Source organism: Bifidobacterium sp. LH_450 (assembly GCF_056356715.1).
Genome location: NZ_JBKEUU010000002.1, coordinates 510,960 through 534,982, shown reverse-complemented (window position 1 = coordinate 534,982; position 24,023 = coordinate 510,960). Strand labels below are relative to the sequence as shown.

Here is a 24,023-nt window from a genome sequence, read left to right as displayed (position 1 = left end):
GGCCGGTGAATGGGGAGAACCAGCTCGGCTAAGGAGAATCAATGATTCAGCAGGAAACGCGGCTTCATGTCGCCGACAACACGGGTGCGAAGGAACTCCTGACCATCCGCGTGCTCGGCGGATCGAAGCGACGCTATGCCGGCATCGGCGACGTGATCGTCGCCTCCGTCAAGGACGCAATCCCTGGCGGGTCGGTCAAGAAGGGCGACGTGGTCAAGGCCGTCGTCGTCCGCACTGTCAAGGAACACCGTCGTGCCGACGGTTCCTACATCAAGTTCGACGAGAACGCCGCCGTTATTCTCGGCTCCGGCCGTGAACCGAAGGGCACTCGTATCTTCGGACCCGTTGGGCGTGAACTGCGCGACAAGCGCTTCATGCGCATCGTGTCCCTCGCCCCGGAGGTGATCTGATTATGGTAGCCAAGATCAAGAGCGGCGACCAGGTCGTGGTCATCCGCGGCAAGGATCGCGGCAAGGAAGGCAAGGTCCTTCGCGTGCTCAAGAACGACCGCCTGATCGTCGAAGGCGTCCAGATGGTCAAGAAGCACGTGCGCGCGACCCAGCAGGGCCAGCAGTCCGGCATCGTGTCCGTGGAAGCCCCGATCCATCGCTCCAACGTGATGATCGTGGACCCGGAGACCGGCAAGCCGACCCGCGTGCGCATCGTCGAAAAGGAAGAGGCCCGCGACGGCAAGGTGAAGACCGTGCGCGTGCGCGTGACCAAGAAGTCCGGAAAGGAGCTGGCATGAGCGATACCATCGTTGAAGCGCCCGAAACCCCGCGCCTCAAGGCTCAGTACCAGGAAGTCATCGTTCCGGAGCTCGAAAAGGAATTCAACTACGAGAACCCGATGCAGGTTGCTCGCGTGCAGAAGGTCGTCGTCTCCATGGGCGTCGGCGCCGCTGCCCGCGATTCCAAGCTCATCGAAGGTGCTGTCCGCGACCTGACCGCCATCACCGGCCAGAAGCCGAAGGTCACCAAGGCCAAGAAGTCCGTGGCTCAGTTCCACCTTCGTGAAGGCCAGGCCATCGGTGCGTTCGTCACCCTGCGTGGCGACCGCATGTGGGAGTTCCTCGACCGCCTCCTGACGCTGGCGCTGCCGCGCATCCGCGATTTCCGCGGCATCAACGGCAACCAGTTCGACGGCCAGGGCAACTACAACTTCGGTTTGACCGAACAGTCCATGTTCCATGAGATCGATCCCGATTCGATCGACCACCAGCGCGGTATGGACATCACCGTGGTGACCAGCACCAAGAGTGATAAGGAAGCCTACGCACTGCTCAAGCACCTCGGCTTCCCGTTCAAGGAGAACTGAAATGGCGAAAACATGTCTTAGGGTCAAGGCGAACCGCAAGCCTAAGTTCAAGGTGCGCGCCTACACGCGCTGCCAGGTGTGCGGCCGTCCCCACTCCGTCTATCGCAAGTTCGGTCTGTGCCGTATCTGCCTTCGCGAGAAGGCGCACCGCGGCGAACTGCCAGGCGTTACTAAGTCCAGTTGGTAAATATCGACGCTGAAGGTCCGCGGTCCTGAACCCGGCCGGTGCGGGGAAAAATCTTGGTTAAAAAACCAACGCAACCCCCGCCGAACGGGACAGGACGGCGGAAACCGCGGCGAGAAAGGGCGTTAGCCCATAATGACAATGACAGATCCGATCGCAGACATGCTTACGCGTCTGCGTAATGCGAGCGCGGCAAAGCACGAAACCGTGGATATGCCGTACTCCAAGTTCAAGAAGAACATCGCCGAAATCCTCAAGCGCGAAGGCTACATCAAGGACTTCACCGCTAAGGAAGCCAAGGTCGGCCAGACCCTCGAGATCACTCTCAAGTACGGCCCCCACGGCGAGCGTTCCATTCAGGGCATCAAGCGCATTTCCAAGCCGGGCCTGCGTCGCTACGCAAAGTCCGACGCCCTGCCGATGCCGCTCGGCGGCCTCGGCATCGCCATCATCTCGACTTCGTCGGGCCTGATGACGCAGAAGGAATGCCTTGACCGTGGCATCGGTGGCGAAATCGTCGCCTTCGTGTGGTGAGAAAGGAGAGCTGAATCATGGCATCGCATATTGGTAAGCTCCCTGTCGCCATTCCGGCAGGCGTGGAAGTCACGATCAACGGCCAGGACTTCTCGGCGAAGGGCCCCAAGGGCACCGATTCCTTCGTTATCCCCGAAGGCATCACCGCGAAGGTCGAAGGCAATGAAATCATCCTCACGCCGGAGAACGATACGCGTCCGATCCGTGCCAAGCACGGCCTCGCGCGCTCCATCGTCGCTTCCATCGTGAAGGGCGTGTCGGAAGGCTACGCGAAGAGCCTCGACATCGTCGGCACCGGTTACCGCGCCCAGATGAAGGGCAAGGGCATCGAGTTCTCGCTCGGCTACTCCCACACCATCACCGTGGAACCGCCGGAGGGCATCACCTTCGAACTGCCGAACCCGAACCAGGTGATCGTCAAGGGCATCGACAAGCAGGCCGTCGGCCAGGCCGCTGCCAACATCCGCAAGCTGCGCGCTCCGGAACCCTACAAGGGCAAGGGCATCAAGTATTCGGATGAGACGATCCGCCGCAAGGCTGGAAAGGCTGGTAAGTGATATGAGCGTCAAGATCCTCGGCAAGGGCAAGAAGGCTGCGCTCAAGCGCCGCCACGCCCGTATCCGCAAGCGCATCTCCGGCACGCCGGAAATGCCGCGCCTTGTGGTTACCCGTACCAACCGCAACATGATCGCCCAGATCGTCGACGACACGAAGGGCGTCACCCTGGTGAGCGAAAACACGCTCATGGCCGACTTCGATGGCTTCGAAGGCACCAAGACGGAAGCCGCCCACAAGGTCGGCGAGCTCATCGCGAAGAAGGCGCTTGACGCCGGCATCACCGCGGTCGTCTTCGACCGTGGCGGCAACAAGTACCATGGTCGCGTCGCAGCCGTCGCTGAAGGCGCCCGTGAGGGAGGTCTGGCACTGTGAGCGACATCGAAAAGGAAACCCAAGTGGCTGAAGAAACTGAGAACACTCAGGCAACCGCTGAGACCAGCAACGACGAGCGCAAGTCCCGTCGTGGCCAGCGCGGCGAAGGCCGCCGTGGCGAGCGTCGCAACCGTCGCGAGGAGAACCGCGGCGACGAGCTGCTCGACCGCGTCGTGACCATCAACCGCGTGTCCAAGACGCACAAGGGTGGCCGTACGTTCAGCTTCGCCGCCCTCGTGGTGGTCGGCGACGGCAACGGCACCGTGGGCGTCGGCTACGGCAAGTCCCGCGAAGTCCCCGCCGCCATCGCCAAGGGCCAGCTGGATGCCAAGAAGCACATGTTCACCGTTCCGCGCATCCGCGGCACCGTCACCCACCCGGTGACCGGCCACGACCACGCGGGCACCGTCATGCTCCGTCCTGCCGCTCCGGGTACCGGCGTTATCGCCGGCTCCGCCGTGCGTGCAGTCATGGAATGCGCTGGCATCACCGACGTGCTGACCAAGTCGATGGGCTCCACCACCGCCGTCAACGTGGTGCGTGCGACCGTCGACGCCCTCAAGCAGCTCGAATCTCCGGAAGAGATTGCCTCCCGCCGCGACCTGAGCCTGCAGGAAGTCACCCCTGACGCCCTGCTGCGCGCCCGCGCCGAAGGCATCGCGGAAGCCGCCAAGGCCCGCGAGGAAGCTGCCGCCAAGGCCGCTAAGGATGGTGAGTGATAGATGGCTAACCTGAAGATTACGCTGAAGCACGGCCTGTGCGGAGCCAATCCGAAGCAGCGTGCTGCAGCCCAGACGCTGACCCTTCGCAAGATCGGCAAGAGCGTCGTGCGTGAAGACACCCCGGCGGTGCGCGGTACGATCAACGTCATCCGCCACCTGGTCGAGGTTGAGGAGGTCGACTGATCATGGCAAACGAAGAAGAGACCACGATCCTGCAGATGCATGACCTCAAGCCGGCTCCGGGCGCCAAGAAGGCGAAGACCCGCGTCGGCCGCGGTGAAGGCTCGAAGGGCAAGACCTCGGGCCGTGGCGACAAGGGCACCAAGAAGCGCTACCAGGTCCGTCCTGGCTTCGAAGGTGGCCAGCTGCCGCTGTACATGCGTCTGCCGAAGCTCCGTGGCTTCAAGAGCCCGTTCAAGACGGAATACCAGGTCGTCAACGTGGCCACCCTTGCGGAACTCTTCCCGCAGGGCGGCGACATCACGGTCGCCGATCTGGTCGCCAAGGGCGCCGTGCGCGCCAACAAGCCGGTCAAGGTCCTCGGCGACGGCGAAGTGAGCGTTGCTTTCAACATCTCCGGTGTGAAGGCTTCCGGCTCCGCCCGCACGAAGATCGAAGCCGCTGGCGGCTCCATCTTCGAGTGAACTGACTAACGCTTCGAAGAAGCGAAGGGAGGGCACCCCATAAGGGTGCCCTCCCTTTTTCTATCCCCGCAATCTCGGTCCCTCAATCTACGTTCCAGTCGCTGACAACCCCTCACCGACTGGAATGTATAGATTTCTCTACGTTCCAGTCGCTGGCGCCGCCTCACTGACTGGAATGTATAAATCTCTCTATGCTTCAGTCGCTTAGGTTCCCACCGACTGGAAAGTGGGAAAACTGATACAATCCAGTCGCTGGGAAGCCGTCACCGACTGGAATATAGAGGATCTAGTATTTTCCAGTTGCTTGTGTCCTGACCGACTGGGGTGTGGAAATCTCGCTATGTTTCAGTCGTCTACGTCGCGTCAGTGACTGGAATGTATCAATTTTGCCATTTTTCAGTCGCTGACTACCCGTCACCGACTGGAATGTATCTATCTCGCTATTTTCCAGTTGCTCACGGGCTGTCAGTGACTGGAAAGTAGCAATCTCGCTACGTTTCAGTCGCTGGGAGGGTGTTCGCTGTCGGCTGGGGAAAGGGGGGCGTTTGCGAATCTTGTGAAAGGAAAACTGGACGGAATCAGGGCGGGTGTTACGATGGGAACGTTTGCACGCTACGGCGCCGGAGTATGTGACGATATTCCGAAGATGAATGAGATTCAATTGGAAAACGTAGGCACTGTGCTGTAAAGTCAAGCGCTAGAGTGTCTAAGTCGAGTGTGCATTGCCGCACAGCGTATTGGAGGGAACACCAGGTGAGGACGTTAATCCAGGCCTTTCGGACCAAGGAGCTGAGGAACAAGATCCTCTTTGTCCTTGGCATCATCGTGATCTACCGGATCGGCTCGTTCATCCCGGCGCCCGGCGTCGACGAGACGGTCGTGCACGATTGCGTGGCCACTACCACGAACAACTCAGAGAACTTCATCGGCCTCGTCAACCTCTTCTCGGGCGGCGCCATGCTGCAGCTGTCGATCTTTGCGCTCGGCGTCATGCCGTATATCACCGCATCGATCGTCGTGCAGCTGCTGCGCGTGGTCATCCCGCGCTTCGAGGCGCTGCATAAGGAAGGGCAGTCCGGCGAAGCCAAGCTGACGCAGTACACGCGTTACCTGACCATCGGCCTCGCGGTGCTGCAGTCCACCACGATCGTCGTGACGGCCCGCTCCGGTGCGCTGTTCAACTACCAGTGCTCGCAGGTCATCCCCGACGGCTCGGTATGGAACCTCATCGTCATCGTCATGGTCATGACCGGCGGCACCGGCCTGATCATGTGGATGGCCGAACTCATCACCGACAAGGGCATCGGCCAGGGCATGTCCATCCTCATCTTCCTGTCCATCTGCTCCGGCTTCCTGCCGCAGCTGTGGGAGATCGGCTGGGGCACCAACGGCACCGACGGCAACTGGATGCACTTCGGCATCGTCACCGGCGTGCTGCTCGTCATCATGATCTTCGTCGTCTACGTCGAGCTTTCGCAGCGCCGCATCCCGGTGCAGTACACGCGCCGCATGATCGGCCGCAAGATGTACGGCGGCTCCTCGACCTACCTGCCGCTCAAGGTCAACATGTCCGGCGTCATCCCGCCGATCTTCGCTTCGTCGATCCTCGCCATCCCGACGCTGATCGCCCAGTTCGGCAACTCCGAGCAGTCGTGGGTCACCTGGATCAACAGCAACCTCGGCAACACCACGTCCGTGTGGTACATCGTGCTCTACGCGCTGATGATCGTGTTCTTCTGCTTCTTCTACACGGAGATCACGTTCAACCCGGAGGAGACGGCCGACAACATGAAGCAGTACGGCGGCTTCATCCCCGGCATCCGCGCCGGCAAGTCCACCGCCCGGTACCTCAAGTACGTCATCAACCGCCTCAACACCGTCGGCGCCGTGTACCTGCTGTTCGTCGCGCTCCTGCCGACCGTGCTGATCATGGCCCTGAACCTCAACTCGCAGCTGCCGTTCGGTGGCACGACGATCCTGATCATCGCAGGCGTCGGCCTCGACACGCTGCGCCAGGCGAAGGCCCAGACCGAACAGTTCCAGTACGCTGGCTTCCTGTTCGAGAACACCGACCATAAGGAAGGCGGCGACGTCAAGGCGCTCACCGGCGCCGGCAAGAAGGCCGCGGCCAAGCTGGAAGCGAAGGCTGAAGATTCCGGTTCCGCCGACGGCGGCGAATCTCCTTCAGATTCTTCGGATGCCGAAAAGGAAGCGGCCGTCGACTGACGTTCGGTGCGTGAACCCTATCCAATGAGAAATCTCCCGCGCTTTGCGGGAGATTTCTTATTTTGGTGGCGGTTGCCGCAACAGCTTCCTTTCTTACTTCCGTTCCTTTTCGTCCTTTCCTTCTCCTTCTTCCATCCTTTCCTCTTCCTTGGCGACGTCCGTCTTTTCTTGGGGCAGTTTCGGCAGAGCAGCCCGGCTCCGGCTTCCGTGGGGCAGCGGACGGCGGGATGAAGAAAACGGCTTGGAAAAGGGGTGGGGGAGGGCAACGGTAGGATTGGGGCGTAACCGTTGGACATACGCGATGAAAAGGATACAACGATGCGTCTTCTGATCATGGGCCCCCAGGGCGTCGGCAAGGGCACGCAGGCTGCGCTGCTCGCAACCTACTACGACATCCCCGCCATCTCGACCGGCGACATTTTCCGCTACAACATCAAGAACAAGACGGAACTCGGCCTCAAGGCCCTCTCCTATACGGACAAGGGCGAGCTGGTGCCGGACGAGCTGACCAACACCATCGTCAAGGACCGCCTCGCGATGGACGACGCCAAGAACGGCTGGATCCTCGACGGCTATCCGCGCAACGCCTCCCAGGTCGAGGCGCTCGACGCCATGCTCGAAGAGCTGGGCACGCCGCTCGACGCCGTCGTCGCGCTGGAAGCCGACCGCGACGTGCTGATGGAGCGCATGGCCAAGCGCGCCAAGGAGCAGGGCCGCTCCGACGACACGCCGGAAGTCATCGCCAAGCGCCTGGAGACCTACGAGAAGGAAACAGCTCCGCTGCTCGATATCTACAAGGACCGCGGGCTGCTCATCACCGTCAACGGCGTCGGCGACATCGACGAAATCCACGACGTCATCGTCTCCAAGCTCGCCAACAAGACGAACGACGAGAGCGGGGAGTGAACGCGCTAGCGTCTACGACATGACACGCCGGGATTGACAGTCTCGGCGTTTCGTGTATTCTTGCAATTTGGTGTGTCTTCGGACATGCCAGTGTAATCGATCAACGAAACGGAATCGAGAGACATGGCGAAAGACGGCGTGATTGAAGTCGAAGGCCAGGTAGTGGAGGCACTGCCGAATGCGATGTTCCGCGTCCAGCTGGAGAACAAGCACATCGTTTTGGCCACCATCTCCGGGAAGATGCGCAAGAACTACATCCGCATTCTCCCGCAGGATCGCGTGGTGCTCGAAATGAGCCCGTACGACCTGAACCGTGGTCGCATTACGTACCGTTACAAGTAAGGTACAAAAGCAAAGGAAAACCATGAAGGTCAGCCCAAGTGTGAAGAGGATATGCGAAAACTGCCGCGTGATCCGTCGTCACGGCCGCGTCATGGTGATCTGCACCAACCCGCGCCACAAGCAGCGCCAGGGCTGAGAGCAGATCTTCAGCGGCACCAAAGAAAGGCACTAAGCCACAGGAACGTTCCAGCGGAAAATCTTGTTTACAAACCAAGATTTTTCCCAACGAAACGTAACTGAACCCCGGGAACGCAGGCCCGGGCCGGAGCGATCCGGGAGGCTCGGTGCGAGACCTGCGTGAAACAGAAGGAATCGCAATGGCACGTCTTGCCGGAGTCGACATCCCCAATGACAAGCGCATCGAGATCGCGCTCACCTACATCTTCGGTGTGGGCCGCACTCGCGCTAAGGAAACTCTTGCCGCGACCGGTATCGATCCGGATACCCGCGTCAAGGATCTTACCGACGAGCAGCTGATTACGCTGCGTGACTACCTCGAAGCGAACTACAAGATCGAGGGCGATCTGCGCCGTGAAGTCGACGCGGACATCCGTCGCAAGATTCAGATCAACTGCTACCAGGGCCAGCGTCACCGTAAGGGACTTCCTGTTCGTGGCCAGCGCACGAAGACCAACGCTCGCACCCGCAAGGGCCCGAAGCGCACGGTTGCAGGAAAGAAGAAGGCCACCAAGTAATTTGGCGGCACGCACCGGCCACGGGGAGTAGACACCCCATCGCCCGTGCGCAAATCACAAGTTCGTTACAAGGAAACGAGGGTCAATGGCAGCTCAAAAGCAAGCCGCGCGCAAGCCGCGTCGCCGCGACCGCAAGTCGGTCCCGGTTGGGCAGGCGCACATCAAGTCTACGTTCAACAACACCATCATTTCGATCACCGATCCGTCCGGCGCAGTCGTGTCCTGGGCGTCCGGTGGCGATGTCGGTTTCAAGGGCTCCCGCAAGTCCACGCCGTACGCTGCCGGCATGGCAGCCGAGTCCGCGGCCCGCAAGGCCATGGAACACGGCGTCAAGAAGGTCGACGTCTTCGTGAAGGGCCCGGGTTCCGGCCGCGAGACCGCTATCCGTTCCCTGCAGTCCGCCGGTCTGGAAGTCGGTTCGATCACCGACGTCACCCCGGTCGCATTCAACGGCGTGCGTCCTCCGAAGCGTCGCCGCGTCTGAGCACTACTCCTCAATATCCATCCAATCAAAGCCGCTTGAGTCCGGTGAGTGCACCACCGGCCCGAAGCTGAAAGGATAACCACAGTGCTTATCGCACAGCGTCCGACACTTACCGAGGAAAACATCACCCCTCAGCGTTCGCAGTTCGTCATCGAACCGCTGGAACCTGGATTCGGCTACACGCTGGGCAATTCGCTCCGCCGTACGCTGCTCAGCTCCATTCCTGGGGCTGCCGTTACGTCGGTGCGCATTTCCGGCGCGCTGCACGAGTTCACCACGCTGCCCGGGGTTGAGGAAGACGTTACCGAGATCCTGCTGAATATCAAGGGCATCGTGCTCACCAGCGAATACGATGAGCCGGTTGTCATGTATCTGCGCAAGAGCGGCCAGGGCGAAGCCACGGCAGGCGACATCACCCCTCCGGCTGGCGTTACCATCGCCAACCCGGAGATGCATATCGCTACGCTCGCCGAAGATGGCGAACTCGAGATCGAGTTCACCGTGGAACGCGGCCGCGGCTATGTGCCCGCACAGATGAACAAGCAGGATACCGATGAAATCGGCCGCATCCCGGTCGACTCCATCTACTCTCCGGTGCTCAAGGTGAGCTACAAGGTCGAAGCGACGCGCGTTGAACAGCGCACCGATTTCGACAAGCTCATCCTGGATGTGGAAACCAAGCCCGCAATCAGCCCGCGCGACGCCGTCGCGTCCGCTGGATCCACCCTCGTTGAGCTGTTTGGCCTGTGCCGCGAGCTCAACACCGCCGCCGAAGGCGTTGAAGTCGGCCCGGCACCCGTGGTGGAGGAAGACAACCCGGAAATGAGCGTTCCGATCGAGGACCTCAACCTCACGCAGCGCAGCTACAACTGCCTCAAGCGCGAGGGCATCCATACGGTTGGCGAGCTCATTGCGCACAATGAGCAGGACTTGCTCGACATCCGCAATTTCGGCATGAAGTCCATCGACGAAGTCAAGGAGAAGCTGCAGACTCTGGGCCTCTCCCTGAAGGCTTCGCCGCTCGGCTTCGATACCACCAATCTCGAAGGCGGCACCTTCTTCTCGCCGGAAGACGAGTAAGCAAGGGCCGGCTGACGGCTCCGGCAGGGCTATCGGGAAGTAGTTCGCACCCAACTGAGCCACCGGATCCGCCTTCGGGCCAGTCACAACAATCGTCGGCGCCAAGCCGGCCGGATGCTCGGGCATCATGCCCACCTGGCCGGCAGCGGTTCCGACACCCAAGGAGAAACCAATGCCTACCCCTAAGAAAGGCCCGCGTCTGGCTTCGAGCCCGGCACATGAGCGCCTGATGCTCGCCAACATGGCCACCGCGCTGTTCAAGTACGGCCGCATCACCACCACGCTGCCGAAGGCCAAGCGCCTGCGCCCGCTCGCCGAGCGCCTGATCACGTTCGCCAAGCGTGGCGACCTGCACTCGCGCCGCCGCGTGATGCGCGTCATCCGCGACAAGTCCGTCGTGCACAAGCTGTTCACCGAAATCGCCGAGCAGATGGAGCAGCGCGAAGGCGGCTACACCCGCATCATCAAGATCGCGCCGCGCAAGGGCGACTCGACTCCGGCCGCCATCATCGAGCTCGTCACGGAGCCGGTGAGCCCGAAGCAGGCCGTCGTCAAGGAAGCCGAAGCCGCGACGAAGGTCGCCGCCAAGGAAGAGCCGGCTGCTGAAGCTCCGGCCACCGAGGCTCCGGCTGAGGCCGCTGCCGAGGAGACCACCGAAGCCGCCGAGTGAGGCTTCCCGCTGATTTCCAGTCAGCTTGATTGAACTGCCCCGCAGGTTGTGTACCTGCGGGGCAGTTTCGTTTTCAGGCCGGTGGAGTGCGCCTAGGCGCTGCCTGTTGGTTGACTGGCGCTACGAAAAGCAGCCCGCTTCCTGATGGAGGAGGGCTGCTTGCCGGTTCTCTGCAGTTGCCTGCGTGACGGGCGCGCCGGGCCCCTGTCGCTACGCTGCGTTGTCGATTGCCTGCGTGAGGGCCGGCGCCTGCGTGATGCCTTCCCGGTAATGCTTGCGGCACAGCGAAATATAGGTGCCGTTGCCGCCGAGCACGATTTTGTCGCCGCTGCGCACCATGCGCCCGCTGCCGTCGAGACGCGCGGTGAAGGTGGCGGAACGCCCGCACCAGCAGACCGTCTTGATGTTCTCGAGCTTGTCGGCGATGAGCAGCAGCCTGGTCGACCCCTCGAACCCGTGCCCCTGGAAATCGGTGCGCAGGCCATAGCAGATGACGGGAATGTCGTAGTCGTCGACGATCGCCGCCAGCGCATCCACCTGCGCCGTCGTCAGGAACTGCGCTTCGTCCACGATGATGGCATCGGCATCCAGCGGCTGGCCGGGGTGGCGTGCCACGTCCTCGAGGAACTCCTCGACGAAGCCGCATTCGGCTTCGAGCCCGATGCGGGAGCGGATCATCCGTTCGCCGTCCCGGTCGTCGATCCGCGGCTTGAGCATGAGCGGTTTCTTGCCGCGTTCCAGGTAGTTGTAGCGCACCATCAGCGCGTTGGCGGTCTTCGAGGCGCCCATCGCGCCGAATTTAAAGTACAGCTTGGCCATGGTCCTTCCGGTCCCTTCCGTCTTCGGTTCCTTCAACCTCTGGTTCGTCCGAGCCGCCATTCTAAGCCGTGGCGTTGAAGAAAGATACTTCCGGAACGTACGCCACGCGGTGCATTCCTGTCGCGTTTCAGATAAAATGGAAGGTTGAAAAGCTCGTAGCCCGGCGCCGTCCGGGCGTCTTGCTGATCGAAGGTCCCGGCACCCATGGGGTTCCGGGACCTTTCCTCTTTCTTCCGTCCAGCAATTTTTCCTCGCCTCGGAATGTAAACCTCCGACACGCCATATTTCGCCGGATTCGCGGTTTACGATTCGCGGCGTCGGAAAAAGCTAGGTCGCATTTTCCTGAGAAGCCCCCATTGGTAGAATTGCCGCGTGCGATTGCGGATTGATTTAGGGTATGACGGCGGCGCGTTCTACGGCTGGGCGAAGCAGCCGGCGCTGCGCACCGTGCAGGGAACGCTCGAAGCGGCGCTGGCAAAGCTGCTGCGGCTTCCGGAGCAGGGGGAGGGCTCGCCGCGGCTGACGGTGGCCGGGCGCACCGATACCGGCGTGCACGCGAGCCACCAGGTATGCCATCTCGACGTCGACGAAGCCGCGCTCGAACGCTGCGTCGGCCATATGAACGTGGAGCCGACGGTAGCGCTCGAACGGCGGCTGCAGCGCATGCTGCCGGCCGATATTTCGGTGTATTCGGTCACCGTGGCGCCGCAAGGGTTCGACGCGCGCTTCTCCGCGCTGGAACGCACCTATATATATAGGGTTGCCGACCGCTCGGTGCGCCGCGACCCGCGGCTCGCTGGCTTCGTATGGCACGTCGATGCCGATCTCGATGAGGAGAAGATGAACGCAGCCGCCGCACTGACGCTGGGACTGCACGATTTCGGTTCCTTCGCCACGCCGAATCCCGGCGGCACGACGATCCGCGACGTCAAGTTCGCGCGCTGGCAGCGCGTGCAGCCGCGGCCGCTGGTTTCGTATGCGGGGGAGGAAGATTCGCCGGCATACGTCGCGCCGGCTGCGGAATCCGGCTTGCTGGCGTTCACGATCGTCGCCGACGCATTCGCGCGCAACATGGTGCGTTCGCTGGTCAACGGCTGCGTTCAGGTCGGTCTGGGCAAGCGCAGCGTCGACTGGTTCGCGGACAAGATCGCCGTGCCGCTGCGGGAGGGTTCCACCGGCCCGATTGCGCCGGAAGGGCTGACGCTGGAACACGTTGCGTACCCGGCGGACGGCGAGCTGGCAGCGCGCGCCGAAGCCATCCGCGCCAAGCGCACGCTGGAGTGAGTTTTTAATCTAGATTTTCTCCGGGTTCCTGCCGTCCTACAGAACGAGCGCGAGCGCTACGGCTGCGGCAGCGACGACGGCAATCGAGATGACGCTGGCGACCGGCCGCGCGATGACGGCGCTTTTGGCGCGCACGGCGATCGTGCCGCCGTCACGCGCCTGCGGGGTGCGGGCATACGCGGCGCACAAGGCCCACGAAATGGCAACCGAAATCAGGACGCTGACGACGCACCACACCCACACCAGGCCCTGCATGGACTTGAGCGGGCCGACGAAGCCGAGCAGCGTGATGAGTGGCAGCAGCAGGCTCATGATGGCGGCGCTGTACAGGCCGCGGCCCTTGACCGAGGTAATCAGCGCGACGATGCCCATGGCGATCAGCCAGATAGCCGGGTAGATATAGAACGTTACGAGCAGTGCAAGCAGCATGATGGTCCCCTTTATATTTGGTATGTATGCCTAGCCGCCAGATTGCTGTCGATCCCAACTGCTGGCAGTACTGGCGGCCTATCTGCGTTTTTCGTTGTGGTCGCGGCTGTTGCAGCGTGCAGTGGGTACGGAGCCGACTGCTTTGTTGCTCCGTCACTCACTGTTGCGTTCGCTCACCGCTTACCTGCCCACTATAGAAAACCATGCGGGGCGACCACGGCCGCGTCCGCATGGCGGGATGCCGGGTGTGCGGCTAGGCGCCTAGGTGTCGGGGGGGGGGGGCGACTGATTCAGCCGATAATTCGATGGTAAAACGCCGCTGCCGTCCCTCGCACCCCCGGTCGCACCCGGCGCAATCCCTGCCATTTCGCTGGCGTTTCCAACCTCCTCGTTTGGATGCGAAAATGAACAATGTGCGGTTGTCCGGGCAGCGCGCGCTTGGATGATGGATGCAGGAGTTTCGGAGTGACCGACGAACAGCTTGACCGCATGGCCGCCGATACGAATCCGGCGAAGAGCTGGCGGCATAGATTTTGTTCTCTTCAATCCACTATCCTGTGAGATATGACTAAGACCATTGCTCAAATCCGCAACGAAGCAGCGGTAACGCTTTCTCCCGAGCAGCAGCAGCAATGGGAGCAGTTCTTGACGCCTGTGCCGGTTGCCGAACAAGCCGTTAGCCTGTTTAGCGATAGTGATGATCCCGTGCGAATCCTTGACCTCGGTTCCGGCTCTGGTATTTTGAGTGCAATGACGGCTAAACATTCAGCGAAAGGGAGTAGCGCCGTTGCCATTGAGCAGGACGCGGATCTTGCCGAAGCGTCCAGATCATCACTCCTGCAGGTGTGTGATGATGTCGAGGTAATCAATGATTCGGTATTTAATCTCCTATTGGATGCCGAATTCGATCGCGCAATTCTTAATCCACCCTATAAGAAGATCAGGCCGACGGCATTGAGCGTAAATGGTGGTTGCGTGAAGGTCACCAACCTGTATGCGGCATTTCTGGTGATAGCCATCCAAGCGTTAGCGGATGGCGGCGAATGCGTTGCCATCATTCCCCGTTCATGGATGAACGGCGGCTATTTTAAGGATTTCCGTAAATGGATGCTTCGTGAATGCAGCCTGGATGCGTTGGCAGTGTATGGGTCCCGGCAAGAGCATTTCAAGGATATGAATATTCTGCAAGAAATAATGCTGGTGAAACTGTCGAAGCGCCCCCAGCACGAGCGCGTTGAAGTGTATGCCGATATCACTCCGACTGAGCCATTGGACGCCCAATCACATGAGTCGGTATTGCTTGAGGACTTGCTAATGGGACGCGACTGCGTAGTGCGCATTCGGCGGCAAGATTCCCGTCTCTCTGGATTCAAGACCCTAGCCGAGCAAGGTCTGTGGGTGTCCACGGGAAAGCTGGTGTGGTTCCGCAACCGTGACATTCTCTCCGTGGAGGAATCTCGGGAAGGGTATCCGCTGTATTGGGCCGATAACCAGAATGGCATCATGACGGCCCATCCGGTTGATTGCAACCGGGAGCAGTGGGTAACCCGTGCAGCTGATTCACGGAATCTTGTCCTGCCGTCCGGCAGCTATTGTTTGGTGAACCGTTTTTCCGCAAAGGAACAGCAGCGTCGCATCCATGCATCGTATCTATGCAGCGACGTGCAGTTCGTAGCTGATAACAAGCTCAACTATGTCCATCAGGGCACGTCCCGCCATACGGTTCCATTGGATGACAAAACCGCGCGTGGATTGACCTTATGGCTGTCTTCTTCGATTATCGATGAATGGTATCGAGAGGTGTCGGGGAGCACACAAGTCAATGCGACTGATTTGAGGCAAATGCCGTGTCCATCGCAAACGCAGCTAGCTATGCTGGCCGATAAGTTGCCTGTCGATAACAGCGCCAGTCAAGAGCTCATTGACGAGACTATTGAAAGGATTTTTTCATGGGGGCAAGCAAGTTGATTGATGAGGCGATTGAGGCTTTGCGCGACTTCGGGGTCGGCAAAGATCAGTTGAATGAACGCAGCGCCATGACGTTGCTGGCGCTGTTACGGCTCAAGCCCGGCGATTCATGGGAGCAGGCCCAGAACCCCATGATGGGTACCCGTGCCATCATGGACTGGATCCGAGATCAATTCGGTGTGGACTACAAGCCGAATACGCGCGAAACCATCCGTCGGTTCACGCTGCATCAGTTCGTTATGGCTGAAATAGTTGAGGAAAATGCTGACAAGCCCGACCGCCCGATTAATTCGCCGAAATGGAACTATCGAGTCACCGAGGACGCCCTGAACGTTTTCCGGCATTACGGGAATCAGACTTTTGAATCTCAGCTTGAGTCCTTCTTGGCGCAACACACTTCCTATGCTTCATTGGCGGAAGAGCGCCGCAACATGCCCAAAACGCCAGTGCTGCTTCCGTCCGGCGCATCTCTTGAGCTCTCTCCGAGCGGTCAGTCGGTGCTTATCAAAGCCATGGTTGAAGAAATGCTGCCTCGTTTCGCGCCGGGCTGCCGCGTTGCCTACATTGATGACACCGATCACAAGCATGGCGTTGTCGATGCGCAGCTCATGAACGATCTCGGCATCAGCCTGAAGGCCCGCGAAAAAGCGCCGGATGTGATTGCATGGGACCCAGACCGTGAATGGCTGTTCCTGATGGAGGCGGCTAGCACTCACGGGCCGGTAGATGTAACGCGCAAAAGCGAGCTCCGTGAGCTGTTTGCCGATCAGTGGGACAAGGTCGTACTGGTCTCCTGTTTCCCGGACCGCAAGACCATGCAGAAATACCTCGCACTGCTCGCCTGGGAGACGGAGGCATGGTGCGCTGATACTCCGGACCACATGATGCATTTCAACGGATCCCGCTTCATGGGGCCATACGGAGACTGACATCGATACCTTTCGGTTCGATTAGATCAGGATTGTCATCGTTGGTGCATGATGATGATTGGTCTCGGTTCGCGCGCCAGTTGCCGTGAACTTGAAGTTGGTAATGCCGGCGGCGGAATAGCCGGCCGCCGGCTAAACGTGGGAGATATGCGGGGCGAGTACGGCGCAAGTGTGGTAGAAGTGTGGTAGAAGGGGCGGCGCCCGATGTCGCGTGCCATATTAAATGCCATACTTCACGGGCGTTTTTCGCTGGGGTGCACAAGACTGCGTGGAATGGGATGATTGGCTGAGAACGCTGGAAAATAGCCATTCTGGAAACGAGAAAGGGTTTCCAGCCGAAGCTGGAAACCCTGCTGGCGGATGAGGAGAGATTCGAACTCTCGGAGGGGGTTGCCCTCACACGCTTTCGAGGCGTGCTCCTTCGGCCGCTCGGACACTCATCCAGTCACTCGCGAATGCTCGTAAGCAACTTGTTTATTATTACACAGATTCCCAGCGAGTCAAATTCCAGCGGCAAACGCGGCGTGTTGCGGCTATTCCTGCTGGAAGAGATAGTGGTCGGTGGAGGGGTAGCCGAGGGTGAAGGCGGTGTAGGCGTGGGTGGCGATCAGCATGGAAATCTGCAGCAGATCGTTCTTCAGCGCTTCGTTTGCGGACGACGAGGAAGCGTTCCCCCAGGCGGAAGAAGCGGTATCGTGCGAAGAAGCAGTGCCGCTGGAAGACGAATCTTCCCTAGAGGCGTCGGAACCGGAAGAAGCGGTGTCGGACGAAGCCGCAGAGGAGGCGGAACCGGAGGAAGCCGAACCGGAAGAAGCCGAAGAGGAGGCGGAACCGGAGGAATCTGAGCCGGACGAAGCCGCGGAGGAAGAAGCCGAGGAGGCGCCGTCGAAGGCGGATTCCATGGCGGTGAGTTCGGCGCGGGCGGCGTTGATTTCGGCGACGGCGACGGTGTTGGCCTTCGCGCCGGTGACGGGGTCGACGATCGTGTACGGGTCGGCGAGGATGTCGTCCGTCGCGTACACCTTGCGCCGCAGGTCTTCGGTGCCGCTGCCGGCGATCGACATCATCTGGGACGCCGCTTCCTTATGGTCGTCGCTGAAGCCGAGCAGTTTCGAGGCGCCGTTGGAAGCCAGCGCGGCCACGAACTTCCCGCTCGCCGCAGTCACGCAGGAAGAAGAGGAGGAAGATTCCGTCCCGGAAGAGGAGGAAGAGGAGCCCGAGGAAGAAGAAGAGCATGCGGCGACGCTCGTCGACGGCGCCTTGACGACGTATTTGCCGGCCAGGACTTCCGTGATGAAGCCGGCGCGGTCCTCGGCCAGCGCCATCTGCGCCAGGCTCGTGCCGCTGATCGCCATCGAATCGATGCCGTCGAGCCGCCGCACCGTCAGCGGCTGGTAGGACTGCCCCAGCTTCGCGGCGAGCGTCATGGCGGAGTACTGCATCTGGGCGCTGCGCAGCGTGCCTTCGGAGAAGCGCTGCGGGCACTGGATCGCCACGTCGAGCCAGTCGTGCGCCGCCTGCTCCGCCGCGATGTACCGCTGCACGGTGAGCGCGGTGCCGTCGCCGGCCGCGTCTGTATGGTCCTGCGCGGCATAGTACGCCGTTTCGCACGGCGACGACTCTATTTGAGATTCGGCACGCCCTTCGACGCGCAGCCCCGAACAGCCGCCCAGTCCGAGGGCCAGCAAGGCTGCGGCGGCGGCGCTCGCCGCGCGCCGGGCCGCGGCCGCGAGCCGCGGCGAATGGGGAAGGGCTGTCTGCATGAGTCACTACACTAATAGCCGACTGTGACCGCTGCGGCGCCGTTGGAGCAACGATGGGGAGCCGCCCGGCCCCCGCGCTTTCGGAACGGAGAGATGAAGCCGGAGCGCAAGGAAAAATGAAGATATAACAATAACTGAACGAATACGAGGAGGTCTCCCATGGACCTGGACCTGACCGGCATCCACCAGCTTGCCAAAGAGCAGGGCATCGATACCGAAACCGTTGACGCCGCGCTGTCGGAAGCGCTGCGCCTTGCATACCTCAAGACCCCGCATGCGGCCAAGCATGCGCATGTGGAACTCGACCCCCGTGCCGGCACGTTCACCGTGTGGGCGCAGGATGAAATCAAGCAGGAACCCACCGAGGACGACCCGCACCCGGCGCCGCTGCTCGGCGAACCCTATGACGACACCCCGAAGGACTTCGGGCGCCTGGCCGCCTCGACGGCCCGCCAGGTCATTTCGCAGCTGTTCCGCAAGGCGGAGGACGACAAGGTATTCGGCGCCTTCTCCGGCCAGAAGGGCAAGCTGATCACCGGCGTCGTCCAGCAGGACGTCAAGGATTCGGCGAACGTGCACGTCGCCGTCGGCGACGTCGAAGCGCTGCTGCCGCGCCGCGAGCAGGTGCCCGGCGAACGCTACCGCCACGGCGAACGCATCCGCGTGTACGTCGTCAACGTCAACCGCGGCATCAAGGGCCCGGAAATCACCGTGTCGCGCTCACACCCCGAGCTCGTGCGCAAGCTGTTCGAACGCGAAGTGCCGGAACTGGTCTCCGGCGCCGTGTCGATCATGGCCATCGCCCGCGAAGCCGGCGCCCGCACGAAGATCGCCGTGCGCGCCAACACCGACGGCGTCAACCCGAAGGGCGCGCTGATCGGCCCCGGCGGCTCGCGCGTGCGCGCCGTGATGGAGAACCTCGGCAACGAGAAGATCGACATCGTCGACTGGTCCGCCGATCCGGCGCAGTTCGTCGCCGCGGCCCTCTCGCCGGCCACCGCCAAGGGCGTGCAGGTCGTCAGCGAGAAGAACAAGACGGCCATCGCCTTCATCCCCGACGACCAGCTTTCGCTCGCCATCGGCAAGGAGGGCCAGAACGCGCGCCTCGCGGCCAAGCTGACCGGCTGGAAGATCGGCATCGAATCGTTCGAGGCGCACCAGCGCAAGGTGGCCGAAGAGCGCGCCAAGAAGGACGACCAGGACGCCCAGTGAAAGGACCGGCGCCCCATGCGTTTCGCGGCGGCGCGAAATACGCCGCCGCGAGTATGCTTGAGGCTCGGACCGGGTGCGTGGGGACACCATGCGCCTGCACACACAGGACGAGGTATCACGATCATGGTTGCACGATGAGAAGCAAGCTCGCCGTGAAAGCATAAGCAGCTGCCATACTACATATGCGCGGCTGGGAAATAGGAGAAATTGAGTGCCGAAAGCACGCGTATATGAACTCGCCAAGGAATTTGGCGTAGACAGCAAGACCGTCCTTGAAAAGCTCAAGGACATGGGCGAATTCGTCAAGTCGGCGTCGTCCACCGTCGAGGCGCCGGTCGTGCGTCGCCTCAAGGCCGCCTTCCCGCAGGAGGGGGCCTCGCAGGAATCTTCCCATAAGCCGGCATCGCCGAAGCCGGCCGCGCCCAAGCCGGGTGCGAAGGCAGCGAAGCCTGCTGCCCCGAAGCCGGCGGCAAAGCCTGCCGCCAAGCCCGCGGCTCCGGCAGCCGCGAAATCTTCCGCAACCCCGGCCCCCAAGCCGGGACCGGCCGCACCCAAGCCGGGCGCCCGCACGTCCGCGAAGCCGGGTGCGCACGCCCCGCGCAAGAACAACGCAGCCGACGCGCCGCGCGGCGGTTCCGCGCGCCCGCATGCCGGCGCCAAGCCGGGCCAGGGCGGGGCTGCCCGCGGGGCCAAGCCGGGCGCTCCGGTGCCGGGGCCGCGCGCTCCGCGTCCGGGTGCTGCGCCGGCATCCGGCAATGGCCGCAGCTCGAACGCGCCGCGTCCGGGCAACAATCCGTTCAGCCGCAAGCAGGGCATGCACACGCCCACGCCGGGCGACATCCCGCGCCCGCACCCGATGGCGCGCCCGACCGTCAACAACAATGAACGCCGCGGCGGCAAGCCGGGCCAGCGTGGCGGGTTCCGTCCGCGTCCGGGCCAGAACACCGGCTCCAAGCCGGGCCAGTGGGGCCATAGCCGCACCGGCCAGGGCGCCGGCGGCAACGGACGTCCAGGCGGCAACCGCTTTGGCGGCAATGGCGGCGGCTTCTCCGGCGGTCCGTCCAACGGTCCGTCCCGCGGCGGCGGCCGTGGGCGCGGCGGCGCAGCAGGCGCCTTCGGACGCCAGGGCGGCAAGTCCAGCAAGGCCCGCAAGAACCGTCTCGCGAAGCGTCATGAATACGAAGAGCTGAAAGCGCCTACCATCGGCGGCGTGCGCATTCCGCGCGGCGACGGCCAGATGGTCAAGCTGCGCCAGGGCGCCTCGCTGGCCGACCTCGCCGAGAAGATCAACGTCAATCCGGCGGCGCTGGTGACGGTGCTGTTCCACCTTGGCGAAATGGCGACGGCCACGCAGTCCCTCGACGAGGCGACGTTCCAGATTCTGGGCGAGGAAATCGGCTGGAACATCAAGATCGTCTCCGCCGAAGAGGAAGACAAGGAGCTGCTGCAGCAGTTCGACATCGACCTCGAGGAAGAAGAGCTGCAGAACGACGAGGATTTGAAGCCCCGTCCGCCGGTCGTCACCGTCATGGGCCACGTCGACCACGGCAAGACCCGACTGCTCGACACGATCCGCAAGACGAACGTCATCGCCCGCGAAGCCGGCGGCATCACGCAGCGCATCGGCGCCTACCAGGTGTCGGTCGACCTCGACGGCGAAAAGCGCAAGATCACGTTCCTCGACACCCCGGGCCACGAAGCGTTCACCGCCATGCGTGCCCGTGGCGCCGAGCTCACCGACGTCGCGATCCTCGTGGTCGCCGCCGACGACGGCGTCATGCCGCAGACGGTGGAGGCCATCAACCACGCGCAGTCGGCCAACGTGCCGATCGTCGTCGCCGTCAACAAGATCGACGTGCCCGGCGCGAACCCGGAGAAGGTGCGCGGCCAGCTGACCGAATTCGGCCTGGTGCCGGAGGAGTACGGCGGCAACACGATGTTCGTCGACATCTCCGCCAAGCAGGGCATCAACATCGACAAGCTGCTCGAAGCGGTGCTGCTCACCGCCGACGCCGACCTCGACCTGCGCGCCAACCCCGACATGGACGCCCGCGGCGCCACGATCGAAGCGCGACTCGACAAGGGCCGCGGCGCCGTCGCGTCGGTGCTCGTCCAGCAGGGCACGCTGCACGTCGGCGACTCGATCGTCGCAGGCACCTCCTATGGCCGCGTGCGCGCCATGCTCGACGAGAACGGCCAGAACATGGAGGCCGCAGGCCCGTCCACCCCGGTGGCCGTGCTCGGCCTGACCTCGGTGCCGACCGCAGGCGACCTGTTCCTCGTCGCCCCGGACGACCGCACCGCCCGCCAGATCGCCGAGAAGCGCCAGGCGACCGAACGCGCGGCCCAGCTGGCCAAGCGCCGCAAGGTCGTTTCGCTCGAGAGCCTCAAGGAGCAGTTCGCGAAGTCCGAGATCGACATGCTCAACATCGTCATCAAGGGCGACTCGTCCGGCTCGGTCGAAGCGCTCGAGGATTCGCTGATGAAGATCGAGGTGTCCGACGAAGTCGGCATCCAGGTCATCCACCGCGGCGTCGGCGCGATCACGCAGAACGACGTCAACCTCGCGACCGTCGACAAGGCCGTCATCATCGGCTTCAACGTCCGTCCGAACCGCCAGGTGGCCGACCTCGCCGAACGCGAGGGCGTGGAGATCAAGTACTACTCGGTCATCTACAAGGCCATCGAGGACATTGAGGCGTCGCTCAAGGGCATGCTCAAGCCGGAGTACGAAGAGGTCACGACCTCCCATTCGGAGATCCGCGAGATCTTCCGTTCCTCCAAGTTCGGCAACATCGCCGGCGTCATGGTGCAGGACGGCGAGGTCAAGCGCGGCACGAAGGCACGCATCCTGCGCAACGGCGTCACGACGGTCAACGATCTGGAGATCACGTCGCTGCGCCGCTTCAAGGACGACGTCACCAGCGTCACCGAAGGCTACGAAGCCGGCATCAACCTCGGCAAGTTCAACGACATCGAGATCGGCGACATCATCGAGACGTTCGAGATGAGGGAGATCGAGCGCAAGTAGCGTTCTCCCGTTGGCACGGCCCCTGCGGCGACGCGGGGGCCCGGATTCCGGACATTTGCGCCGTTCGGAACCCCGCGGCCCCCTCCAGCCGGAGGGGGCTTGCTTTTCTCTTCAAGATTTTTCTTCAGGATTTTTTTCGAAAGGATTCCCATGGCAGGAACCAACCCGCGCGCGGCGCGCATCGCCGCGCTCATCCAGCGCGTCATCGCGTCGAACATGGAGTCGGCGCTGCACGACAAGCGCCTTGCCGGCGTGACGATCACCGACGTGCGCGTCACCAACGATTTGCAGCTCGCGAAGGTCTACTGGACGATCCTGGGCCGCGAAGGCCACGAACAGGGCGACCGCAAGCGCGCCGAGCAGGCCTTGAACCAGGCCAAGGGGCGCCTGCGCTCCCTCGTGGGGCGCAAGGCCGGCCTGCGCCTGACCCCGGACCTGAAGTTCGTGTTCGACGAGGTGCCGGGCGAAGCGCATGAAATCGAAGACATCCTCGTCACCGCGCGCCGCCGCGACGAAGAGCTGCAGCGCATCCGCGAAAACGCTACGTACGCCGGCGACGCCGACCCGTATCGCCACGACGACGAAGAGGGCGACGAAGCGGACGGTGTTGAAGACAACGAGGCTGACGAAAACGGCGCTGAAGATGCCGCCGACTACGCTGTCGATATCGAAGAACTCGACTAAGTCAAAACCAAGCTGGCTGGCTGTAAGACCATCCGACTGAGCCCAAATCAACCGGATCGGGCGCAGGCTGGCCGAACGAGCTTACACTAACGCCGGCTGGGCGTAAGCCAACCTTGACCGGGCCGGACCGAACCATACTGAAAGGGAGCATATGGCCAAGCGCCGCGAACCGGCAATCTCCGGCGTCCTCGTCGTCGACAAACCGCAGGGCGTCACCAGCCATGACGTCGTCGCGGCGGTGCGCTCGGCGCTGCATATGAAGCGCGTCGGCCATGCCGGCACGCTCGACCCGATGGCGACCGGCGCGCTGGTCGTCGGCTTCGGCAACGCCACGCGGCTGCTGCCGTACATCGTCGACCACCGCAAGACCTATGAGGCCACCATCCGCTTCGGACAGGCCACCGACACCGACGATGCCGACGGCGCCGTCATCGCGCCGCCGCAAGAGAGCGCCGCCTTGCCGGATACGGAGGCCCTGCGCGCAATGATCGCCGAACGCTTCACCGGGCAGATCATGCAGGTGCCGAACGCGTTCTCGGCCATCAAGGTCAACGGCCAGCGCGCCTACGACCTGGCGCGCGAAGGCAAGGACGTCGAGCTGGAGGCGCGGCCGGTCACCATCACGCGCTTCAACGCCGGCGACGTGCGCCCCGGGACCGCTGCCGACGGCACGCCGGTCGCCGACGTGGACGTCGTCGTCGAATGCTCGGCCGGCACGTACATCCGCGCGCTGGCGCGCGACCTGGGCGCCGCGTTCGGCTGCGGCGCGCACCTGACGCGCCTGCGCCGGCTCGCCGTCGGCGCGTTCAGCGTTCAGGAAGGCCCGGTAACCGCACATGCTGAATCCCGGACCTTCACGAACCGCGACGGCGAAACGGTCACGCGGCAGAGGGCCGTGCTCGACGCCGGCGCCGAGAATCTCCTCGCGCACGCCTACTCGATGGCGCAGGCCGCGCGCCGCACGATGCCGGTCGTGGGCGTCACGGCGGCGCAAGCCTCCGATTTGCGCTACGGACGGTTCGTGAAACTGCCCGTGAAACAAATCTCGGCCGCAATCTTGGACAATGGGAACGCAGGCGACGTCGTCGCGATCGTCGCCCCCGCCCACGGCAAGGCGAAACCGACGGTGGTATTCCCAGCGCAAGAAAACGCGGCGGAATGACGGATCCG

Annotated in this window: 28 protein-coding genes and 1 tRNA gene; 25 read left to right on the top strand and 4 right to left on the bottom strand. The window is 62.5% G+C overall.

The window, feature by feature from the left end; genetic code table 11:
* Positions 1-41 precede the first annotated feature (41 nt).
* The 18 genes from rplN (at position 42) to rplQ (ending at position 10,734) form a co-directional block, all read left to right on the top strand.
* The gene (gene rplN / locus AC1AXT_RS04725; protein ID WP_476541720.1) at positions 42-410 is read left to right on the top strand and encodes a 50S ribosomal protein L14; all 369 of its coding nucleotides are present in this window, start codon (positions 42-44) and stop codon (positions 408-410) included.
* Positions 411-412: 2 nt separating this feature from the next.
* Entirely contained in the window at positions 413-748 is a 336-nt protein-coding gene (rplX, locus tag AC1AXT_RS04720; protein WP_476541721.1) for a 50S ribosomal protein L24, read from the top strand.
* Positions 745-1,317 carry a 50S ribosomal protein L5 gene (rplE, locus tag AC1AXT_RS04715; protein ID WP_476541722.1) on the top strand — a complete coding sequence of 191 codons (573 nt, stop codon included), beginning with the start codon at positions 745-747 and terminating at the stop codon, positions 1,315-1,317. Before rplX ends, rplE begins: the two co-directional genes overlap by 4 nt.
* Position 1,318: 1 nt before the next feature.
* Positions 1,319-1,504: a type Z 30S ribosomal protein S14 gene (locus AC1AXT_RS04710; protein ID WP_476541723.1), complete on the top strand. Its 186-nt coding sequence runs from the start codon at positions 1,319-1,321 to the stop codon at positions 1,502-1,504.
* 132 nt (positions 1,505-1,636) lie between these two features.
* The gene (gene rpsH / locus AC1AXT_RS04705; RefSeq protein ID WP_476541724.1) at positions 1,637-2,035 is read left to right on the top strand and encodes a 30S ribosomal protein S8; all 399 of its coding nucleotides are present in this window, start codon (positions 1,637-1,639) and stop codon (positions 2,033-2,035) included.
* A 17-nt stretch (positions 2,036-2,052) separates the two neighbouring features.
* Entirely contained in the window at positions 2,053-2,592 is a 540-nt protein-coding gene (rplF, locus tag AC1AXT_RS04700; RefSeq protein ID WP_476541726.1) for a 50S ribosomal protein L6, read from the top strand.
* A 1-nt stretch (position 2,593) separates the two neighbouring features.
* Positions 2,594-2,965 carry a 50S ribosomal protein L18 gene (gene rplR / locus AC1AXT_RS04695; RefSeq protein WP_476541728.1) on the top strand — a complete coding sequence of 124 codons (372 nt, stop codon included), beginning with the start codon at positions 2,594-2,596 and terminating at the stop codon, positions 2,963-2,965.
* Positions 2,962-3,684: a 30S ribosomal protein S5 gene (gene rpsE / locus AC1AXT_RS04690; protein WP_476541730.1), complete on the top strand. Its 723-nt coding sequence runs from the start codon at positions 2,962-2,964 to the stop codon at positions 3,682-3,684. Before rplR ends, rpsE begins: the two co-directional genes overlap by 4 nt.
* Before the next feature lie 3 nt (positions 3,685-3,687).
* On the top strand, positions 3,688-3,870 hold the full coding sequence (rpmD, locus tag AC1AXT_RS04685; protein ID WP_476541731.1) for a 50S ribosomal protein L30: 183 nt from the start codon (positions 3,688-3,690) through the stop codon (positions 3,868-3,870).
* Between the two features lie 2 nt (positions 3,871-3,872).
* Positions 3,873-4,331 (top strand): 50S ribosomal protein L15, encoded by a 459-nt coding sequence (gene rplO, locus AC1AXT_RS04680; RefSeq protein ID WP_476541732.1) that lies wholly within the window; start codon positions 3,873-3,875, stop codon positions 4,329-4,331.
* 753 nt (positions 4,332-5,084) lie between these two features.
* On the top strand, positions 5,085-6,557 hold the full coding sequence (gene secY / locus AC1AXT_RS04675) for a preprotein translocase subunit SecY (RefSeq protein ID WP_476541733.1): 1,473 nt from the start codon (positions 5,085-5,087) through the stop codon (positions 6,555-6,557).
* Between the two features lie 318 nt (positions 6,558-6,875).
* Positions 6,876-7,463: an adenylate kinase gene (locus AC1AXT_RS04670; RefSeq protein ID WP_476541734.1), complete on the top strand. Its 588-nt coding sequence runs from the start codon at positions 6,876-6,878 to the stop codon at positions 7,461-7,463.
* A gap of 123 nt (positions 7,464-7,586) precedes the next feature.
* Positions 7,587-7,805 (top strand): translation initiation factor IF-1, encoded by a 219-nt coding sequence (infA, locus tag AC1AXT_RS04665; protein ID WP_006295254.1) that lies wholly within the window; start codon positions 7,587-7,589, stop codon positions 7,803-7,805.
* Between the two features lie 22 nt (positions 7,806-7,827).
* The gene (gene rpmJ / locus AC1AXT_RS04660; RefSeq protein ID WP_003814578.1) at positions 7,828-7,941 is read left to right on the top strand and encodes a 50S ribosomal protein L36; all 114 of its coding nucleotides are present in this window, start codon (positions 7,828-7,830) and stop codon (positions 7,939-7,941) included.
* Positions 7,942-8,122: 181 nt separating this feature from the next.
* On the top strand, positions 8,123-8,500 hold the full coding sequence (rpsM, locus tag AC1AXT_RS04655; RefSeq protein WP_476541736.1) for a 30S ribosomal protein S13: 378 nt from the start codon (positions 8,123-8,125) through the stop codon (positions 8,498-8,500).
* A gap of 85 nt (positions 8,501-8,585) precedes the next feature.
* The gene (gene rpsK / locus AC1AXT_RS04650; RefSeq protein WP_006295251.1) at positions 8,586-8,984 is read left to right on the top strand and encodes a 30S ribosomal protein S11; all 399 of its coding nucleotides are present in this window, start codon (positions 8,586-8,588) and stop codon (positions 8,982-8,984) included.
* 84 nt (positions 8,985-9,068) lie between these two features.
* Positions 9,069-10,064 carry a DNA-directed RNA polymerase subunit alpha gene (locus tag AC1AXT_RS04645; protein ID WP_476541738.1) on the top strand — a complete coding sequence of 332 codons (996 nt, stop codon included), beginning with the start codon at positions 9,069-9,071 and terminating at the stop codon, positions 10,062-10,064.
* A 172-nt stretch (positions 10,065-10,236) separates the two neighbouring features.
* Entirely contained in the window at positions 10,237-10,734 is a 498-nt protein-coding gene (rplQ, locus tag AC1AXT_RS04640) for a 50S ribosomal protein L17 (RefSeq protein WP_476541740.1), read from the top strand.
* Positions 10,735-10,944: 210 nt separating this feature from the next.
* Here rplQ and AC1AXT_RS04635 read toward each other — a convergent pair whose 3' ends face one another.
* Entirely contained in the window at positions 10,945-11,553 is a 609-nt protein-coding gene (locus tag AC1AXT_RS04635) for a thymidine kinase (RefSeq protein ID WP_476541741.1), read from the bottom strand.
* Between the two features lie 372 nt (positions 11,554-11,925).
* On the opposite strand from AC1AXT_RS04635, the gene AC1AXT_RS04630 reads away from it, so the two are divergent.
* On the top strand, positions 11,926-12,837 hold the full coding sequence (locus tag AC1AXT_RS04630) for a tRNA pseudouridine synthase A (RefSeq protein WP_476541742.1): 912 nt from the start codon (positions 11,926-11,928) through the stop codon (positions 12,835-12,837).
* Positions 12,838-12,873: 36 nt separating this feature from the next.
* Here AC1AXT_RS04630 and AC1AXT_RS04625 read toward each other — a convergent pair whose 3' ends face one another.
* The gene (locus AC1AXT_RS04625) at positions 12,874-13,266 is read right to left on the bottom strand and encodes a hypothetical protein (protein ID WP_476541744.1); all 393 of its coding nucleotides are present in this window, start codon (positions 13,264-13,266) and stop codon (positions 12,874-12,876) included.
* Positions 13,267-13,830: 564 nt separating this feature from the next.
* On the opposite strand from AC1AXT_RS04625, the gene AC1AXT_RS04620 reads away from it, so the two are divergent.
* Positions 13,831-15,234: an Eco57I restriction-modification methylase domain-containing protein gene (locus AC1AXT_RS04620; RefSeq protein ID WP_476541746.1), complete on the top strand. Its 1,404-nt coding sequence runs from the start codon at positions 13,831-13,833 to the stop codon at positions 15,232-15,234.
* Positions 15,216-16,163, top strand: coding sequence for a BsuBI/PstI family type II restriction endonuclease (locus AC1AXT_RS04615; RefSeq protein WP_476541747.1), 948 nt, complete (start codon positions 15,216-15,218; stop codon positions 16,161-16,163). Before AC1AXT_RS04620 ends, AC1AXT_RS04615 begins: the two co-directional genes overlap by 19 nt.
* Positions 16,164-16,517: 354 nt before the next feature.
* On the opposite strand, the gene AC1AXT_RS04610 is transcribed toward AC1AXT_RS04615, so the two are convergent.
* Positions 16,518-16,606: transfer RNA gene (locus AC1AXT_RS04610), tRNA-Ser, on the bottom strand.
* 90 nt (positions 16,607-16,696) lie between these two features.
* Positions 16,697-17,926, bottom strand: a complete 1,230-nt coding sequence (locus AC1AXT_RS04605) for a hypothetical protein (RefSeq protein ID WP_476541749.1) — start codon at positions 17,924-17,926, stop codon at positions 16,697-16,699.
* Positions 17,927-18,085: 159 nt separating this feature from the next.
* Here AC1AXT_RS04605 and nusA point away from each other — a divergent pair, with 159 nt between their 5' ends.
* The 4 genes from nusA (at position 18,086) to truB (ending at position 24,015) form a co-directional block, all read left to right on the top strand.
* On the top strand, positions 18,086-19,138 hold the full coding sequence (gene nusA / locus AC1AXT_RS04600; protein ID WP_476541750.1) for a transcription termination factor NusA: 1,053 nt from the start codon (positions 18,086-18,088) through the stop codon (positions 19,136-19,138).
* 211 nt (positions 19,139-19,349) lie between these two features.
* On the top strand, positions 19,350-22,169 hold the full coding sequence (gene infB / locus AC1AXT_RS04595) for a translation initiation factor IF-2 (protein ID WP_476541752.1): 2,820 nt from the start codon (positions 19,350-19,352) through the stop codon (positions 22,167-22,169).
* A 150-nt stretch (positions 22,170-22,319) separates the two neighbouring features.
* Positions 22,320-22,853 (top strand): 30S ribosome-binding factor RbfA, encoded by a 534-nt coding sequence (rbfA, locus tag AC1AXT_RS04590; protein WP_476541753.1) that lies wholly within the window; start codon positions 22,320-22,322, stop codon positions 22,851-22,853.
* Between the two features lie 151 nt (positions 22,854-23,004).
* Positions 23,005-24,015, top strand: coding sequence for a tRNA pseudouridine(55) synthase TruB (gene truB / locus AC1AXT_RS04585; RefSeq protein WP_476541754.1), 1,011 nt, complete (start codon positions 23,005-23,007; stop codon positions 24,013-24,015).
* The last annotated feature ends 8 nt before the right edge of the window (positions 24,016-24,023 follow it).